The following is a 16,525-nucleotide window of genomic DNA, read 5'->3' as shown; positions in this document are numbered from 1 at the left end:
CTCGATTTTGCCTATAGCCTTTAGGAAGCTGCATAATAGATATCGGATCGTGGGTGCTCTCGGTAGGCAGCGCCGCGTACCCGCACGCGCACCCGCACCCGTGAACAACCCGGAACTCTTGATCAACAGGCTGAGGCGATGAACACCGAGCACGACTGGATCACCACACCCGTCACCGCGGACCTCCTGCGCGGCGCCCTCGACGTGGAGCGCACGGCGCACGGACTGCTGCCGCACCGGCTGCCCGCTGGGGCGCGCCCGCAGATCCCCGACGAGCAACTGGCCATGGCCGAGGCCCAGCCGTCCGGCGTACGGCTGGCCCTGCGCACCAGGGCGACCGCCATCGAACTGGTCACCCTGCCCACCAAGAGGGCCTACCGCGGTCTCCCGGCCCCGGCGGACGGCGTGTACGACCTGCTGGTCGACGGACGCCTCGCGGGCCAGGACACGGTGACCGGTGGCAACGTCCGCACCATCGACATGGCCACCCAGTCCGCCGAACTGCTCGAAGGACCTCCCGGCACCGCCCGGTTCACCGATCTGCCCGCGCGGGACAAGGACGTCGAGATCTGGCTCCCTCACACGGAGATCACCGAGTTGATCGCGCTGCGCACCGACGCCCCGGTCGAGCCGGCGCCGGACTGGGGCCGCAGGGTGTGGCTGCACCACGGCAGTTCCATCAGCCACGGCTCGAACGCCGCCCACCCGACCGCCATCTGGCCGGCCCTGGCCGCGGCCCGGAGCGGAGTGGACCTGGTCAACCTGGGATTCGGCGGCAGCGCGCTGCTCGACCCGTTCACCGCCCGGGCGATGCGGGACACCCCCGCGGACCTGATCAGCGTCAAGATCGGCATCAATGTCGTCAACACCGACGCGATGCGTCTGCGCGCCTTCGTCCCCGCCGTCCACGGCTTCCTCGACACCATCCGCGAGGGGCATGCGACGACGCCGTTGCTGGTCGTGTCCTCCATCCTCTGTCCGGTCCAGGAGGACACTCCCGGCCCCCTCGCGCCCGACTTCCAGGACGGGACCCTGCGGTTCAGGGCGACGGGCGATCCCGCCGAACGCGCCGCCGGGCGCCTGACGCTCAACGTCATCCGCCACGAACTCGCCCGGATCGTCGGGCAGCGGGCGGCCGACGACCCGAACCTGCACCACCTCGACGGCCGCGAACTGTACGGCGAGACGGACTACGCCGAACTCCCGCTGCCCGACGAGGTCCACCCCGACCCCGCGGGTCACCGCCGCATCGCCGAGAACTTCGCACGGCTCGCGTTCGGCACCGGCGGCCCCTTCGCCCCCGAGACCAACGGCTGACCACGTCGCGATCAACTTCCCGTATTCACCGTCGTGTTGAGCCAGGCGTGGACGTACCCGACCGGGCGACCCGGCACGGCCCGTGTCCGCGGAGGGGCCGGGAGACTAACCTCGGGCCATGCCCGAGACCTCGGTGACACGCTTCTACGACGAACTGGCCGACGACTACCACCTGATCTACGCGGACTGGGACGCCGGCATGCGCCGGCAGGGCCAGGCCCTGGACGCCCTCATGGGCGAGGAGCGAGCGGCGGTGCTCGACTGCTCCTGCGGCATCGGCACGCAGGCCATCGGCCTGGCCCTGCTCGGGCACCGCGTCACCGGGACGGACCTCAGCCCCCGCGCCGCGGCCCGCGCCGCGCGCGAGGCAGCCCACCGGAATCTGACGCTGCCCACGGCCGCCGCCGACATGCGGCACCTCCCGTTCCCCGACGCCCGGTTCGACGTCGTCGTCTGCGCCGACAACTCCCTGCCCCATCTGCTGACGGAGCAGGACGTCCGCACCGCCCTGGCGGAGATGCGCCGCGTCCTGCGTCCCGGCGGCCTGCTGCTGGTCAGCACGCGCCCCTACGACGACCTGCTGCGCACCCGCCCCACTTCGACACCTCCGCAGGTCCACCGGTCCCAAGACGGCGCGGAACCAACCATCGGCTTCCAGCTGTGGCAGTGGCACGAGGACGGCGAGCACTACGACCTGGAGCACTTCCAACTCCTGCCGGAAGGAGGGGAGTGGCGGGTCGCGGTCCGCCGGGCCGTCTACTGGGCGCTCGGCCGCGACCGGCTGACCTCCCTCGTGACCGACGCGGGATTCGCGGACCCGGTGTGGCGGATGCCGCAGCAGACGGGCTTCTTCCAGCCGCTGCTCATGGCGCGTGCCGGGAAGCGGTGAGGGCCGCGGGCCCCGCGTGGCACCCCAGCAGGCCGCACCCAACCCCCATACGGCTGCATCTCGTTCACCGGCCGTTCACTCACCGGCATGGCTGCCGCACACTCGGCCCTCCTAGCGTCACGCTCTACCAAGAATTCGTATAGGGAGAGTAAAGTGCGCAAGCTGCTGCCGCTGATCGGAACGCCGTCCGGTTCGCATCCCGGCGGGCGGTCCGCCCTGACCTGCCGCTACCGCTGCGGCGACGCGTGTTTCCACGAGGTGCCCAACACCAGCTCGGGCGAGTACGTCGGCGACGTCATCGCCGGTGCCCTCAGCCGCCGTTCCGCGCTGCGCGCCGCCGCCGTCGTGACGGTGGCCGCCGCCACCGGCACGGCCGCCCTCACAGCCGCGGCGCCCGAGGCCCAGGCCTCCCCCGCGAAGGGGCAGGGAGCCGCCGGGGGCAGCGGTGACGCCGCCCGCGGCCTGCGCTTCACCCCCGTCGCGCCCAACACCGCCGACGCCGTCACCGTCCCGGCCGGTTACGACCAGAACGTGGTCATCCGCTGGGGCGACCCCATCCTCCGCGGCGCGCCCGCCTTCGACCCCGAGAACCAGACCGCCGCCGCCCAGGCAGGCCAGTTCGGTTACAACAACGACTTCCTCGCCCTGCTGCCGATCCAGGGCGAGCACGACCTCCAGCTCCTCGTCGCCAACCACGAGTACACCGACGAGGTGATCATGTTCCGGGGGTACGACCCCGCGAACCCCACCCGGCAGCAGGTCGAGGTCGCCTGGGCCGCTCACGGTCTGGCCGCCGTCGTGGTCCAGAACGACAAGCGCTCCGGACGCCTCACCGCCGTCCCCCGCCACCCCCTCAACCGCCGTGTGACCGCCACCAGCGAGTTCCGTCTCACCGGGCCGGTCGCCGGGTCCGCCCTCCTGAAGACCTCCGCGGACCCGAGCGGCCGCAAGGTCCTCGGCACCCTCAACAACTGCTCCGGCGGCGTCACCCCGTGGGGCACCACCCTCCACGGCGAGGAGAACTTCAACCAGTACTTCGCCAACGGCGGCCGGGGCACCGACAAGCGGTACGGCATCGGGACCGGTGCCACCGAGCGGAAGTGGGAACGGTTCGACAAGCGGTTCGACATCGCCCAGGAACCCAACGAGGTCCACCGCTTCGGCTACGTCGTCGAGTTCGACCCGTACGACCCCACCTCCACACCCCGCAAGCGCACCGCCCTCGGCCGCTTCAAGCACGAGGCCGCCACCGTGCGGCTCACCGCGGACGGGCGGCCCGTCGTCTACTCCGGCGACGACGAGCGGTTCGACTACTTCTACAAGTTCGTCGGCAGCAAGCAGATGCGGCACGGGAACAGCCGCGGGGCGCGTGAGCACAACCTGACGCTGCTCGACGAGGGCACCCTCTATGTCGCCAAGCTCACCGGCGACTCCCCCGCCTTCGAGATCGACGGCAGCGGCAAGCTGCCGAGCGACGGCGAGTTCGACGGCTCCGGCACCTGGATTCCGCTCGCCACCGCCACCGCGCACGGTGGCGTCTCCCACGTCGCGGGCATGACCGCCGAAGAGGTGTTCGTGTTCACGCGGCTGGCGGGCGACAAGGTCGGCGCCACCAAGATGGACCGCCCCGAGGACATCGAGCCCTCCCCGCACACCGGGAAGGTCTACGTCGTCCTCACCAACAACACCAACCGCGGCAAGAGCGGCGAGGCGCCCGCCGACGAGGCCAACCCCCGCAACGCCAACAAGCACGGGCACATCCTGGAGCTCACCGAGGGCCGCGACCGGCCCGAGAGCACCACGTTCGCCTGGTCGGTCTTCCTCGTCGCCGGCGACCCCGCCGACCCGTCCACCTACTTCGCCGGGTTCCCCAAGGACAAGGTCAGCCCCATCTCCTGCCCGGACAACGTGGCCTTCGACCCGCACGGCAACCTGTGGATCGCCACCGACGGCGCCCAACTCGGCTCCCACGACGGCCTCTTCGGCGTCGCCACGCGCGGCGACCGGCGCGGTGAGCTCAAGCAGTTCCTGACGGTGCCCGCCGGCGCCGAGACCTGCGGGCCGATCGTCCAGGACCGGCGCGTGGTGGTGGCCGTGCAGCACCCGGGCGAGATCGACGGCGCGTCCGTGGAGAAGCCGGCCAGCACCTGGCCCGACGGCCCCGGCAAGATCGTCCGCCCGGCCGTGGTCTCGGTGTGGCGCACCGACGGCCGAGACATCGGCGCCTGAGACCCGGAGACGCCCTGGGGGCCGTTCCCGCCAACGGCCCCCGGAGCGTCTGGTCAGGGGTGCTTCTCGGCGTGGCGTGGAGGATCGGTCCGGGTCAAGCCGCCGGAGACCGGTGTGGGGCCGAGAGCGTCGTCACCGTCCTGATGGCGCAGGACCCAGTCGTCGAGATCGAGGGCCGTTTCCAGCGGTTCTCCGACCATGTGGGCGCGCAGGCGGCTCGTCTCGCCGGCTTCGGTGGGTCCGGTTCCCCCGGGGAGGAGTTCCTCCCGGAAGCCGGTCTCGGCCACGGCGAAGCGCGCCCGGGCGGCTTGCGGAGGCACACCCAGGACGTCGCCGACGAGCTGCCAGTCGGCGCCGGCCACGCGCTCGAACACCGCGGCGGTCTCGAAGAACCGCCGCGCCGCCGCGAGCACCCGGGCGGCGTCGGCCAGTACGGCACCCGGCGAGCGGGTGGTCCCGTCGGTGTTCAGCTCGTGCTCGCCGATGGGAACCGCCGCCCGTGCGAGGTCGGCCAGTACGCAGGCGTCGTAGGCCATCACCAGCCTCGCTCGCGCCGCATCCGTGTACGGCGCGGCGCCTCCCATGCCGCCCTCGCTCATGTCGGTCGCCCTCGGCTCCCACCGATCGGGGACGGTCATCGCAGGCTCCCCCACGTGATCAGCCGCGCAGGACATCGCGCAGGAAGTACAGAACGGTCATGACGACGGCGGTGGTGAGGATGACACCGCGCAGCAGCCGGGCGGACAGACGGCGTGCCAAGTGGGCGCCGGCGAAGCCGCCGATCACCGTCCCGACCACGGTGACGGTGAGGACAAGCGGAGCGCTCAGTGCGTCCGAGGCCACGAGGAACAGCGCCGCCGCGCCGAGACAGACGGCCGCGAGCTGCACGATCCGCATCGGGTTGCTGTCCGCGGCGTCGAGACCGAGGCCGATGCTCCACAGGGCCAGCATCATGATGCCTACGGCACCGCCGAAGTATCCGCCGTACACGGAGAGGAAGAACTGTCCGATCAGGACGGCCCGGGCACTCATGCCGGCCGAGCTTCCCCGCACTGTGCTCACCACCCGGGAGATGCGGCGTCCAAAGGCGAGGACGACCGTGGCCAGGGCGAGCAGCCACGGCACCGCGGCGTCGAACGACGAGGCAGGCAGCGCCAGCAGCAGACCGGCACCGACTGCGCCGCCGGCCGCGCTGACCACTGTCAGCGCCTTGGTCGACGTCGCCCCGATCGGGGTGAGTTCGCCCTGGTAGACCCATGCACTGACCACGGCACCCGGTACGAGGGCGACCCGCGACAACGCGTTCGCCGTCACCGGCGGCAGGCCCAGCGCCACCAGAGCGGGCAGCGCCACGAACGTGCCCCCACCACCCATGGCGTTCAGCACTCCCGCGGCGGCACCGGCGAGCAGGACAGGAAACAACTCCGACACCCGCCGAGCATCGCCGCGCGACCGGTGCGTGCACAATGCGTAATCGGCACAGCCGGCCTAAGCCTGGGCCTTAGGCTGAGCCTAAGGCTGAGCTTTAGGCTGGGGCAGTGCGCTATGACCTGGACGATCTGCGGCTCTTTCTTCACATCGTGACCGAGGGGTCGATCACGGCGGGAGCCGAACGGATGCACCTGAGCCTTCCTTCGGCCAGCGCCAGGGTGCGCTCGCTGGAGCACCACGCCGGCGTGGCCTTGCTGATCCGCGGGCGACGAGGCGTACGGCCCACTCCGGCGGGGACGACGCTGGCACGCCATGCACGCGACGTGCTGGACCAGACCGCGCGGCTCGAAAGCGCCGTCGCCAGCTACACCCGGTCACCGGCCGCTCCCCTGACCCTGTTGGCGGGCGGATCCGCGATGCACCGGCTCGTTCCCCAGGCCCTGGTCTCGTTCCTCCGCGCGCACCCGGACGTCGACGTCACGGTGTGCGAGAGCCGCACGCCGCAAACGGTGCGGCTGCTCGCCGACGGCGAGGCGGACCTGGGGGTCGTCGTCGACGACGAGGCCCGTGACTGCGGCCTGCGCATGGAGCCCCTCGGTGACGACTCCCTCGTGGTGATCGGCCAGGCCGGAGGCATCATTGCCGGCCGGACCTCGCTGACCTACAGCGAGGTCGCCGAGCACCCGCTCGTCGGGCTCGACGCCGGCTCCTCGCTGCGCCGCTGGATCGAGAAGCACCTCGGGCCGCACGCTCCGGTGGCGCGCTACCGCACCACCGTCGCCGACCTCGGCGTCCTCGTCGCCCTCGCCGCCGCAGGCGTCGGGCTCGCCGTCGTACCGCGCCGCGCCATCGACCCCGGCCGGCCGCTCACCGTGTGCGAACTGCAGGATCCCTGGGCCCGCCGCCAGCTTCTGCTGGCCTGGGGCGTCAAGGGCCGCGCCTCGTCGGCGGCCACCGCGGCGCTCACCGAACACCTGCGCGACGCGGCACTGTCCGAGGGGCCCGGAGACCACGGTCAGTGATCGCTTCGCCACAGCCGACCGCAGTCGGAGCCGGGAGGCCGATCGCCCACGCGCGGCCGGCTGCGGCGGGAGGCGGTCTCGGACCGCCTGGTGCAAGCTGCGAGAGGAGGCAGCACCTCGCCGGGCACGGTGGGACGCGGCGGTGGATGCGATCCCTGAAGGGCGGTGATGAGCGTGAGGGATCCGAAGAGCGGGCCGATGAGGGCTCCGGATCGGAGCGACACGTTGCCGGGCGCCGACGCCGAAGCCCCGTTGTCGGGATGCGCGGCTCTGGTGACCGGTGCGTCCAGCGGCATCGGTGCGGCGACCGCCTGGCAACTGGCCCGGCAGGGCGCGGCCGTGGCGGTCGTCGCCCGACGCACCGGGCGGCTGGAGGAACTGGCCACGAGCATCCGTGACCAGGGCGGCTCGTGCGCCGTTCTCACCGCCGACCTGGGCGATCCGGGGCAGGCACGTCAGGCCGTCGAGGACGCCGTCGGCCGCTTCGCGCGGTTGGACGTGCTGGTGAACAACGCCGGTTACGTGGCCATGGGTCCCGTCGAGGAGGGTGACCCGGCGGAGTGGGAGCGGATGGTCGACCTCAACCTCAACGCCGTCCTGCAGATGTCACGGTCGGCGTTGCCGCATCTGCTGCGGGCGGCGGCGGACGGGCCGCGTGGGACCGCCGATCTCGTGAACGTCAGCTCGGTCGCGGGCAGGGTGGCGCGAAGGAACAACGCCGTGTACTCGGCGACGAAGCACGCGGTGTGCGCGTTCAGCGAGGCCATGCGCCAGGAAGTGACCGGAAGGGGTGTGCGGGTAGGGCTGATCGAACCGGGTTTGACCGTGACCGAGATGGCGACCGGCGGCGGGCGCCTCGCCGCGCGTGACCTGCCGGAGGAATCCTGGCTGCGTGCCGAGGACGTCGCCCGCGCCATCACGTTCATGATCACTCAGCCCGCGCACGCCGCGGTCAACGAGATCATGGTGCGCCCGACGGCCCAGGAGCACTGACCGCCGCGCGGCGGATACCGATGCGGCGCGACGGCCGGATGTCGCATCGTTCGCCTCCGCCTCTCCTCCGCAGTGCGGGTCCGTTGAGTTGCCCTGGCGGGGGCCGTACAGTTCGGCACGTCAGCCGCCGTCCAAGTGACGGTGGATCGTGGGGAGTTCGGCTTCCGGGTGGGTGGGCATGCTGGAAAGGCGTGTCCCCATGCAGGACCGTCCCCATGTGATCCCCTCCGAGACGACCGGGCCGGTCGGCCGCCGCCGAGCGGTGACCGCGGTGGTGGCGCTCACGTTGGCGCTGTTCGTATACAGCAGCGTGCAGAGCCTGCCGATCGGACTGCTGCCGCAGATCGCCTCCGGGCTGAACGTGCCGGAATCGTCGGTCGGACTGCTGGTGACCGGCTACGGGCTGGTGGTCACCGTCACCGCCGTACCCCTGACCGGGGCGACCCGGCGCCTCCCGCGTCGCCGCCTGCTCACCGCCCTGCTGATCCTCTTCGCCGCGGCCACCTCGCTGTCCGCCCTGGCACCCGGCTACGGCGTCCTGCTGGCGGCGCAGATCCTGATCGCGCTGACCCATGCGGTGTTCTTGTCGGTGCTCGCGCCGACCGCCACGAGCATGTTCCGCGAAGCGGTGCGCGCCAAGGTGGTCGGGGCACTGTTCAGCGGAATCCCGCTGGCGAGCGCGGTCGGTGTCCCGGCGGGGACCTGGCTGGGACAGCGGACCGAATGGCGGGTCCCGTTCCTGGTCATGAGCGCCCTCGGCCTGGTGGCCGGGGTGGCTGTCGCGCTCCTGCTGCCCTCGGCCCCGGCCGGGCAGGACCCGGTGTCCATCGCCCCACGGCGCAGCCGCTCGCGCTTCGTCCTGCTGATGGCGGCCACCGGGCTGGTCGTCGCGGGCGTCTTCACCTTCTACACGTACGTCGCCGTCTTCCTCACCCGGGCCACCGGCCTGTCCCCGGGCACCATCAGCGTGGTGCTCCTGCTGAACGGTCTGGCGGGCCTGGCCGGAACCTGCGTGTCGGGTGCGCTGTCCGACCGCAACGCCAGGGCCACGATGACCGGCACGGTCGTGCTCCTGGCCGCGGCCCTGACGGTCCTCGCGGGCGCGGGCAGCCGTCCGTGGGCCGCGGTGACGGCGGTCGCCGTGCTCGGCCTGGCTCTGGCAGCCCTGCTCACCGCCCTGCAGAGCCGCATCCTGCGTATGGCTCCCCGCAGTGTCGAGGTCGCTTCCGCGGCGGGCTCCGCCACCATCAACGCCGGCATCGCCGGCGGCGCCCTCCTCGGAGGACACCTCCTGGAGGCCGCCCCCGGCCTCCACAGCATCGCCCTGACCGGCGCCTGCCTCACTGCCGCGGGCCTCGCCGCCCTCCTTGCCGAATCGGAGCGATCGAAGCCCTCCGAGTGGCCCAGCGCTCGGGCTTCGGGGGCCGCTCGCGGTTAGCCTGGCCGCGTGGAAGCAATCCTGGTCAGCGCGTGCCTGCGTGGGGTGCCGTGCCGGTTCGACGGGCGTCACAAGGGGTCCTCGGAGGTCGAGGCGGCAGTGACCGGGCGCGAGGTCGTCTCCTTCTGCCCGGAGGTCGCGGGCGGGCTCGTGACCCCGCGGCGGCCAGCGGAACTGGTGGGCGGCGACGGGTACGACGTGCTCGACGGGACGGCTCGGGTCGTCGACGACACCGGGCGTGACGTGACGGCGGAATTCGTGCACGGAGCACGACGCGCCCTGGCGGCGGCGCGCAGCGCCGGCTGCACCGAGGCTCTGTTGATGCCGCGCAGTCCCTCGTGCGGACGCGGTGTGGTCTACGACGGTTCGTTCACCGGGGAGTTGATGCCTGGAGACGGGGTCACGGCGGCGCTGCTGGAGCGGAACGGGATCGCCGTACGGCCTGCGCCAGGAGTGTGAAGTCTCCTGGGAGACGTCTTCCGGCTTCACGTATAGCGGTCGAAAAGGGCCTGGAGATATTCCTCCAGCCGCCTGGTCAGCAGGGCGGGCGTCAGATCGGCACGGCCCGTCTCCCGCCAGGGGACGGCGACCTTCTCGGCGTCCGGGGCGAAGGCCAGGGCGTCCAGCATCCGCCAGTAGAGATGGGCGGCGCGGTCTTCGGCCGGTGTCCCGCCCGCCGCAAGGTAGCGGTCGGCGAAGTCCATGCCCGCGGCCACCCCGTGCAGCAGAGCGAGGGCCGTCGAGCAGTGGGCCACGTCCAGGTCGGCCGGCCCCCAGGAGGTCTCCACCCAGTCGACGACGCCACTGATCCGCAGACCGTCGCCGTCGCCCGTGAAGAGGACGTTGCCGGGGTGGAAGTCCCGGTGCAGGAAGCAGGCCCGGTACGCCGGGGGCTCTCGGCGGATCACGTCCACGGCCCGTTGCCAGAGTTCAGGCCGATCGGTGCCTTCGGGCGGGCTCACTCTCTCGGGAGCGGTCCACGCCTGATAGGTGCGAGGCCGTGCCTCGGCGGTCACCGGCAGCCGGTGGATGCGCAGCAACTGGCGGGCCAGCAATTCGGCACGCCGATCGGCCCCCTCGTCGGCCAGGCGTACGGTCCCGGGCAACAGGGTCATCAGCAAGGAGGGGTGATCGCAGTACCGCGCTGTCGCGTCGACGGCCACCGGCCTGGCCGCGGGCACATCCGTGCCGCCGAGCAGGCGCAGAACGGCCGCCTCGCGGGTCAGCAGGCCCTCCGCGTGCCGAACGAAGAAGGGCCTGACGAACGACCGCAGCACCAGCGAGCGCCGACCACCCGGCCCACAGATGTCGAGACGGCGCATCCGCGACGTCCAGCCGCCACGCAACCGCGTGACTCCTTCGATGCGTTCGGCCTCGGACAGCCCCTTCTCCACCCAGGCGCGCGTCGCACCCCAGTCCTGGTCGTCAAGATCGGCACCGCTGGGCTCGGCCCCCTCACCCGTAACCATGGCGGCAGGCTACCGATTTCGTCGACGAACGCAGGATGGGTGGACTATTTCCGGCTCCCGGACGGCCGCCCGTGCCTCCGGTGATGTGGGAGGAGGACCGGGCGGCCCGGCCCTCCTCCTCGGTTGTTCCGTCGGCGCGCCGCGGCCGGAAGGCGCGTCGGGGCGTGCGTCAGGAGTGCCCGTCGGGGAACGTCAGGAGCGCACCTTCTCCGGCTCGCTGGTCGGCTTGGGGCTGGTGGGTGGTCCGGGCACCGGCAGTGGGCCGCTGCGCAGCAACGCGCCGCTGAGGACGGCGCCGAAGGCGAAGATGCCGGCGCACCACCAGAACACGCGGGTGTAGCCGTGGATCGTCGCCAGGTGGAGCAGCGCCGGCCCCGGCTTCCCCCGGGCATGACCGGTCAGGTAGTCGGTGGTGGCGCCGGCCGCGATCGTGTTGAGCAGCGCGGTGCCGATGGCTCCGCCGAGTTGCTGGCCGGTGTTGATGGCGGCCGAGGCGATGCCCGCGTCCTGCGGCAGCACCCCGGAGGTGCCGGTGCGCAGCACGGCGGCGAAGATCATGCCCATGGCGAGCCCGATCACCATGGTCGGCCCGAGGAGCGTCGGGACGTAGTGGGAGTCCGGCCCGATACGGGTCAGCCAGGCCATACCGCCGGCGTTGATCAGCATGCCGGTGGAGACCAGCGGCCGCGGGCCGAAGCGCGGCATCAGCCGGATGTTGCCCACATTGCTCGCCACGGCCGTGACGGCCACCATCGGCAGCAGGGCGAGACCCGACTTGATCGCCGAGTATCCCAGGTCGGACTGCATGTAGTAGATGAGGAAGAGCAGCACGCCGAACATGCCGGCTCCGATGACCAGTGCGGCGATGTAGGAGCCGCCGCGGTTGCGGTCGAGCACGACCCGCGGGGGCAGCAGCGGGTGCTGGGCGCGGCGCTGCCAGAAGGAGAACAGCATCACCAGCACACCGCCGGCCACGAGGAAGCCCCAGGTCGAGGGGGTGTGCCAGCTGTGCGTCGCCGCGTTGGAGAAGCCGTAGACCAGGCAGAGCATGCCGCCGGACACCACGACGACGCCGGGGACGTCCATCCGGGTGCCCGTGCGCGGCTGCCGGGTGAGCAGCGAGGAGCCGACGATCAGCGAGAAGGCGGCGAAGACCAGGTTGACGTACATGCACCAGCGCCAGTTCAGGGCGGAGGTCAGCGCGCCGCCGATGAGCAGGCCCAGGCCGCCGCCGCTGGCCGCGACCGCGCTGAAGACACCGAACGCCTTGCCGCGCTCCTTGGGGTCGGTGAACGTGGTGGCCAGCAGCGACAGGGCGGTGGGCGCCAGCAACGCGGCGAAGACGCCCTGGCAGGCGCGGGCGGCCACCAGCATGCCGAAACTGCCGGCGGCGCCGCCGACCGCGGAGGCGGCCGCGAAGCCGGCCAGGCCGGCGACGAACGTCTCCTTGCGCCCGATGAGGTCGGCCAGCCGGCCGCTGAACAGCAGCAGACTGCCGTAGCTCAGCGCGTACGCCGTCACGACCCACTGCTTGTCCGCGTCCGAGAAGTGCAGCGAGGTCTGCGCCGACGGCAGCGCCAGGTTCATCACCGTGGCGTCGAGGGGCAGCATGAGGTAGGCGGTGCAGATGACGGCGAGGACCATCCACCGCCGTGAGTCCCCGGCCGCAGGCACGGCGCTGGGTGTGGACATGAGGTGTCTCCTACTCGCATGGGGAGGAATTCAGGCTCAGTCCGTATGACAGGCCGCGGCCGCCGGATGTGACGGACCTCGGCGGTTCAGCACAGAACGATGTCGAGGCCGGTGAGGTCGGCCCGGACGTCGATGCCGGTGATCAGGTCGTCGGCGACGCCGAAGCGGTACACGGCCCGCGGCACGCCGTCCGGGGCGTAGGCCAGTGCGGCGGAGCCGTCGACGAGGGCGGGCACCGGGTCCCAGGAGAGCTTGGCGAAGGCGCGGGCGACGGCGTCGGAGCCGCGGATCTCCGCTGCCGCGTCCCGCCCCGTGGCCGCGCCCATCCGTACGACCGTCCGGTCGGAGCGGACCACGATGTCCGGGGCGAGCATGGCCAGCAGCGCCTCGAAGTCGCCCTCGCGGGAGGCGGTGAGGAAGGCGCGGATGAGATCGGCCTTGCCGGACTGGTAGGTGCCGGCGTTCTCGTCCTGTGCCGGCCCGGCCTTCGGGCCTGTGCCCGTTGTGCCCGGGTCGACGCCCTGCCGCTGGATGCGGCGGCGGGCACGGCTGGCCAGTTGGCGGGCGGCGGCCGGGGTACGGTCCACGATCGGCGCGATCTCCTCGAAGGGCACCGCGAACATGTCGTGCAGCACGAACGCCAGCCGCTCGGCGGGCGTGAGCGTGTCGAGGATGAGGAGCATGGCGGTGCCGACCGACTCGGCGAGCAGCGCCTCCCGTTCCGGGTCGACCGGGGTGTCCGGGCGGGGCGAGCCGCCGGTCTCGGGGGCGTCCACCAGTTCCTCGCGGCGCGACTTGCGGGACTGGAGCATGTTCAACGACACGCGGGCCACGATGGTGGTCAGCCAGCCGCTCATGTTCTCCACCGCGGTCGCGTCCGAGCGGCTGGCCCGGAGCCAGGTCTCCTGGACGGCGTCGTCCGCCTCGGCCGACGAGCCGAGCATCCGGTACGCCACCGCGCGCAGGCGGGAGCGGTCGGTCTCGAATCGGGCGGCCAGCCAATCGTGTTCGTGCATCGGGTCACTCTCTCCCCACGGGTGCCTCGGATGTCTGACGGGCCGGAGCCCACCCATGTGACGCCCGAGGACCGGAAACTGTGACGTGCCCGGGACGGCCGTGCCCGCCCGGCGGCATGAGTGTGCGTCAGCCTCGCTCCGGTCCCGGCGCCCGATCGGACCGGATCGCAGCGGTCGGATGCGGCCGGGGTGCCTCTGCCAGGGTTGATGTCGAAAGGAGGTCCCGTGATCTCAGCACTGAACCGGCTTGCCGATCTCGTCGAGGAGCACCTCGCCGAGGAGCTCGACGTCCACGGACTGGCCAGGACACTCGGCACGACCGAGTACCACCTGCGCCGGATGTTCTCGTCGTTGGCCGGCATGCCGCTGTCGGAGTACGTGCGCCGGCGCCGTATGACCGTCGCCGCCGCCGACGTCGTCCGGGGCGAGGACGATCTGCTGAGCATCGCCGTCCGGCACGGATACGGATCGACCGAGGCGTTCGGACGCGCGTTCCGGGCGGTCCACGGCGCCACCCCCCGTGACGTGCGCCGCGAAGGAGGCCCCCTGCGCGCTCAACCGCAACTCAGGTTCCGCCTGACCGTCGAAGGGAACATCCCCATGGACACCCGCCTCGTCGACCGCCCCGCGTTCCGGCTGGTCGGACACGCCGCCCGGGTCCCGCTCATCCACCGGGGCGTCAACCCGCACATCCAGCAGCACATCACCGCACTGCCGCCGCAGGAGCATCTCCGGCTGAAGGCCCTCAGCGGGACCGAACCGGAGGGCCTGCTCCAAGTCTGCGACGATATGGCCCCCGACGGCGCGGAGGGCAGCGAACTGACCTACCTGCACGGGGTCGCCGTCTCCCGGGACACGCCGGCCCCCGACGACCTCGACGCCATCGAGGTACCGGCCGGCAGGTGGGCGATCTTCCGCAGCTCCGGACCGTATCCGCGGACGCTCCAGACGACCTGGGCCGCGACCGCGACCGAGTGGTTTCCCTCCAACCCGTGGCGTCTGCGGCCAGGTCCCTCGATCGTCACGGTCCTCGAGCGCGCGGACGACTTCAGCACCGCGACCTGCGAGCTGTGGCTGCCCGTCGAACCCGCGTGACGGATCTCCCGTACCACGGGCGGCGGCCGCACCATGGAGTGTTACGCCTCGCCGGCAGTGGTCCTCACTGCCCCATGACGTACTTGACGGTCGGTCCGGTGGTCCAGCCGCCGTCCACCGCCAGCTCCGCGCCCGTGACGTAGGACGCGGCGTCCGAGAGCAGGAACACCACGGCGCCCGCGATCTCGGACGGCTCGCCGACCCGGCCCATGGGCGTGTTCGGGTACTTGCCCTCACCCGGCTCGATGCCGACGGATGCGGTCATCGGGGTGTAGGTCATGCCGGGGTGCACCGAGTTCACCCGGATGCGGGCCGTGCCCAGTTCCACCGCGCCGATCTTCGTCAGTCCCCGCACCCCCCACTTGGAGGCGCCGTAGCCGGCCGTCAGCGCGAGGCCCATGAGACCCGCGGCGGAGGAGATGTTGACGATCGAACCGCCGCCGTTCTCCTTCATCGCGGGGATCACGGTCTTCATGCCGATGAAGACACCGGTGAGGTTGATGTCGAGCACCTTGCGGAAGTGCTCCACGGACTCGGCCTCGAGGAGCTGTCCGGTCGAGATTCCGGCGTTGTTGACGAGGCCGTGGATCCCGCCGAACTCGGCGACCGTGAAGTCGGCGACCTGCTGCCAGCCCTCCTCGGAGGTGACGTCGTGGTGCAGGAAGCGGGCGTTGGCACCGAGTTCGGCGGCGGTGGCCCTGCCTTCGTCGTCCAGCACATCGGTGATCACCACATTGGCTCCGGCCGCGATCGCCTGACGGGCCGCTTCGGCCCCGAGGCCGCGGGCTCCGCCGGTGATGATCACGCTCTTGCCGGCCAGGTCGTTCATGGTGCGCTCCTTCGTTGTTGTCATCCGTGCGGTGTGGGCGTCGGTGAAAGGGGCCGCGGCGGAAGGGGCCGCGGCACCCGGGATCGGCGGCGGACGGCGCCGTCCTCGGGTGCCGCAGCCGTACGTCCTCGGTCGCGGCCCCGGCCCGCAGCCGTACGTCCTTGGTCGCGGCCCCGAGCCGCCGCCGGGCCGTCCTCAGAAGTGGGTGCCGCCGTCGATGCGGACCTCGGTGCCGGTGATGAAGCTGCCGTCGTCGGAGCCGAGCATCGCGACCACGGACGCCACCGTCTCCGGACCGGCGAAACCCTGGCCGAGCGCCGGGGAGAGCTTCATGAACAGGCTCATGTCGGCATCCTCGGGCAGCCCCGGACCCGTGCTCTGCTTGCTGGCGCCGCTGCCGTCGGTCATACCGGAGGAGATGGAACCGGGCTGGACGGCGGTGAAGCGGATGCCCTGCTTCGCGTACTCGCTGGCCAGCGCGTGCGTCATGGACTGGATGCCACCCTTGCTCGCCGCATACGCGGCCATGTAGGGGTGCGCGAACATGGCGGAGGTCGAACTGAAGTTGACGACCGCCGCGCCCCGGCCCTCCAGCAGCGCCGGGATGGACTCGCGGATCATGAGGAAGGTGCCGACGAGGTTGACCTGGAGGATGCGGGTGAAGTCCTCCAGGCTCGTCTCGTGGGTGTGCGAGGAGCGCAGGATCCCGGCCGCGTTGACCAGCACGTCCAGACCGCCGAGCGCGGTGACGGCGGCGGCGACCCCGGCACGTACCGAGGCCTCGTCGGATATGTCGATGACGAGCGTCGTGAGGCGGTCCGCGTGGGCGCCGGCCTTCTCGACGGTGTCGTTCAGACCTCGCTCGCTGACGTCCGCGGCCACGACGGCGCCGCCCTCCGCGAGGATGCGCAGCACGGTGGCCTGACCGATGCCCGAGCCACCACCGGTGATCAGGACTCGACGGCCTTCGTAGCGGTTCATCTGTTCTCCAAACCGGCCCCGCGGGTGTCCGGCCGGGGCCCTGTGACGCCGGCTCCTGCTCGCCTTCGGCGTCCTCGATCGCCTTACACGTTACGCCTAGGTGGCACGTTTTGCCACTACGTCA

15 protein-coding genes are annotated in these 16,525 nt (G+C 71.7%); 8 read left to right on the top strand and 7 right to left on the bottom strand.

The genetic code is table 11. The features are described 5' to 3' along the window. Positions 1 to 138 precede the first annotated feature (138 nt). From ACWC91_RS25740 to ACWC91_RS25730, 3 genes are all read left to right on the top strand, one after another. Positions 139 to 1,317 carry a GDSL-type esterase/lipase family protein gene (locus ACWC91_RS25740; protein WP_281154839.1) on the top strand — a complete coding sequence of 393 codons (1,179 nt, stop codon included), beginning with the start codon at positions 139 to 141 and terminating at the stop codon, positions 1,315 to 1,317. Between the two features lie 118 nt (positions 1,318 to 1,435). Further along, positions 1,436 to 2,206 (top strand): class I SAM-dependent methyltransferase, encoded by a 771-nt coding sequence (locus ACWC91_RS25735; RefSeq protein WP_225077131.1) that lies wholly within the window; start codon positions 1,436 to 1,438, stop codon positions 2,204 to 2,206. A gap of 153 nt (positions 2,207 to 2,359) precedes the next feature. Next, a complete protein-coding gene (locus ACWC91_RS25730) occupies positions 2,360 to 4,435 on the top strand; it encodes a PhoX family protein (protein WP_225077132.1) in 2,076 nt (691 codons plus the stop codon). A gap of 53 nt (positions 4,436 to 4,488) precedes the next feature. On the opposite strand, the gene ACWC91_RS25725 is transcribed toward ACWC91_RS25730, so the two are convergent. Together ACWC91_RS25725 and ACWC91_RS25720 are read right to left on the bottom strand one after the other, a co-directional pair. Then, positions 4,489 to 5,073: a hypothetical protein gene (locus ACWC91_RS25725; RefSeq protein ID WP_225077133.1), complete on the bottom strand. Its 585-nt coding sequence runs from the start codon at positions 5,071 to 5,073 to the stop codon at positions 4,489 to 4,491. A 19-nt stretch (positions 5,074 to 5,092) separates the two neighbouring features. Next, complete coding sequence (locus tag ACWC91_RS25720; protein WP_225077134.1) at positions 5,093 to 5,866, bottom strand: sulfite exporter TauE/SafE family protein; 774 nt, start codon at positions 5,864 to 5,866, stop codon at positions 5,093 to 5,095. Positions 5,867 to 5,973: 107 nt separating this feature from the next. Between ACWC91_RS25720 and ACWC91_RS25715 the strand changes: the two genes are divergently transcribed. The 4 genes from ACWC91_RS25715 (at position 5,974) to ACWC91_RS25700 (ending at position 9,778) form a co-directional block, all read left to right on the top strand. Next, a complete protein-coding gene (locus tag ACWC91_RS25715) occupies positions 5,974 to 6,888 on the top strand; it encodes a LysR family transcriptional regulator (protein WP_225077135.1) in 915 nt (304 codons plus the stop codon). A gap of 198 nt (positions 6,889 to 7,086) precedes the next feature. Then, positions 7,087 to 7,881, top strand: coding sequence for an SDR family oxidoreductase (locus ACWC91_RS25710; protein WP_225077136.1), 795 nt, complete (start codon positions 7,087 to 7,089; stop codon positions 7,879 to 7,881). A gap of 199 nt (positions 7,882 to 8,080) precedes the next feature. Further along, positions 8,081 to 9,319, top strand: coding sequence for an MFS transporter (locus ACWC91_RS25705; RefSeq protein WP_450640462.1), 1,239 nt, complete (start codon positions 8,081 to 8,083; stop codon positions 9,317 to 9,319). A 9-nt stretch (positions 9,320 to 9,328) separates the two neighbouring features. Further along, a complete protein-coding gene (locus ACWC91_RS25700; RefSeq protein WP_225077138.1) occupies positions 9,329 to 9,778 on the top strand; it encodes a DUF523 domain-containing protein in 450 nt (149 codons plus the stop codon). Positions 9,779 to 9,804: 26 nt separating this feature from the next. Here the strand turns inward: ACWC91_RS25700 and ACWC91_RS25695 are convergent, their stop codons facing one another. The 3 genes from ACWC91_RS25695 to ACWC91_RS25685 all read right to left on the bottom strand — a co-directional run bounded on the left by ACWC91_RS25695 (position 9,805) and on the right by ACWC91_RS25685 (position 13,496). Beyond that, positions 9,805 to 10,788 (bottom strand): phosphotransferase family protein, encoded by a 984-nt coding sequence (locus ACWC91_RS25695; protein WP_225077139.1) that lies wholly within the window; start codon positions 10,786 to 10,788, stop codon positions 9,805 to 9,807. A 192-nt stretch (positions 10,789 to 10,980) separates the two neighbouring features. Continuing rightward, entirely contained in the window at positions 10,981 to 12,480 is a 1,500-nt protein-coding gene (locus ACWC91_RS25690; RefSeq protein ID WP_450640464.1) for an MFS transporter, read from the bottom strand. 86 nt (positions 12,481 to 12,566) lie between these two features. Further along, entirely contained in the window at positions 12,567 to 13,496 is a 930-nt protein-coding gene (locus ACWC91_RS25685) for a sigma-70 family RNA polymerase sigma factor (RefSeq protein ID WP_450640465.1), read from the bottom strand. 225 nt (positions 13,497 to 13,721) lie between these two features. Here ACWC91_RS25685 and ACWC91_RS25680 point away from each other — a divergent pair, with 225 nt between their 5' ends. After that, a complete protein-coding gene (locus tag ACWC91_RS25680) occupies positions 13,722 to 14,591 on the top strand; it encodes an AraC family transcriptional regulator (protein ID WP_225077142.1) in 870 nt (289 codons plus the stop codon). A 64-nt stretch (positions 14,592 to 14,655) separates the two neighbouring features. On the opposite strand, the gene ACWC91_RS25675 is transcribed toward ACWC91_RS25680, so the two are convergent. Both ACWC91_RS25675 and ACWC91_RS25670 read right to left on the bottom strand, forming a co-directional pair. Next, a complete protein-coding gene (locus ACWC91_RS25675) occupies positions 14,656 to 15,420 on the bottom strand; it encodes a glucose 1-dehydrogenase (RefSeq protein WP_225077143.1) in 765 nt (254 codons plus the stop codon). A 195-nt stretch (positions 15,421 to 15,615) separates the two neighbouring features. After that, the gene (locus ACWC91_RS25670; RefSeq protein WP_281154846.1) at positions 15,616 to 16,401 is read right to left on the bottom strand and encodes an SDR family NAD(P)-dependent oxidoreductase; all 786 of its coding nucleotides are present in this window, start codon (positions 16,399 to 16,401) and stop codon (positions 15,616 to 15,618) included. Between the last annotated feature and the right edge of the window lie 124 nt (positions 16,402 to 16,525).

The organism is Streptomyces sp. NPDC001204 (assembly GCF_053598035.1).
This window is presented reverse-complemented; position numbering and strand designations above follow the sequence as displayed.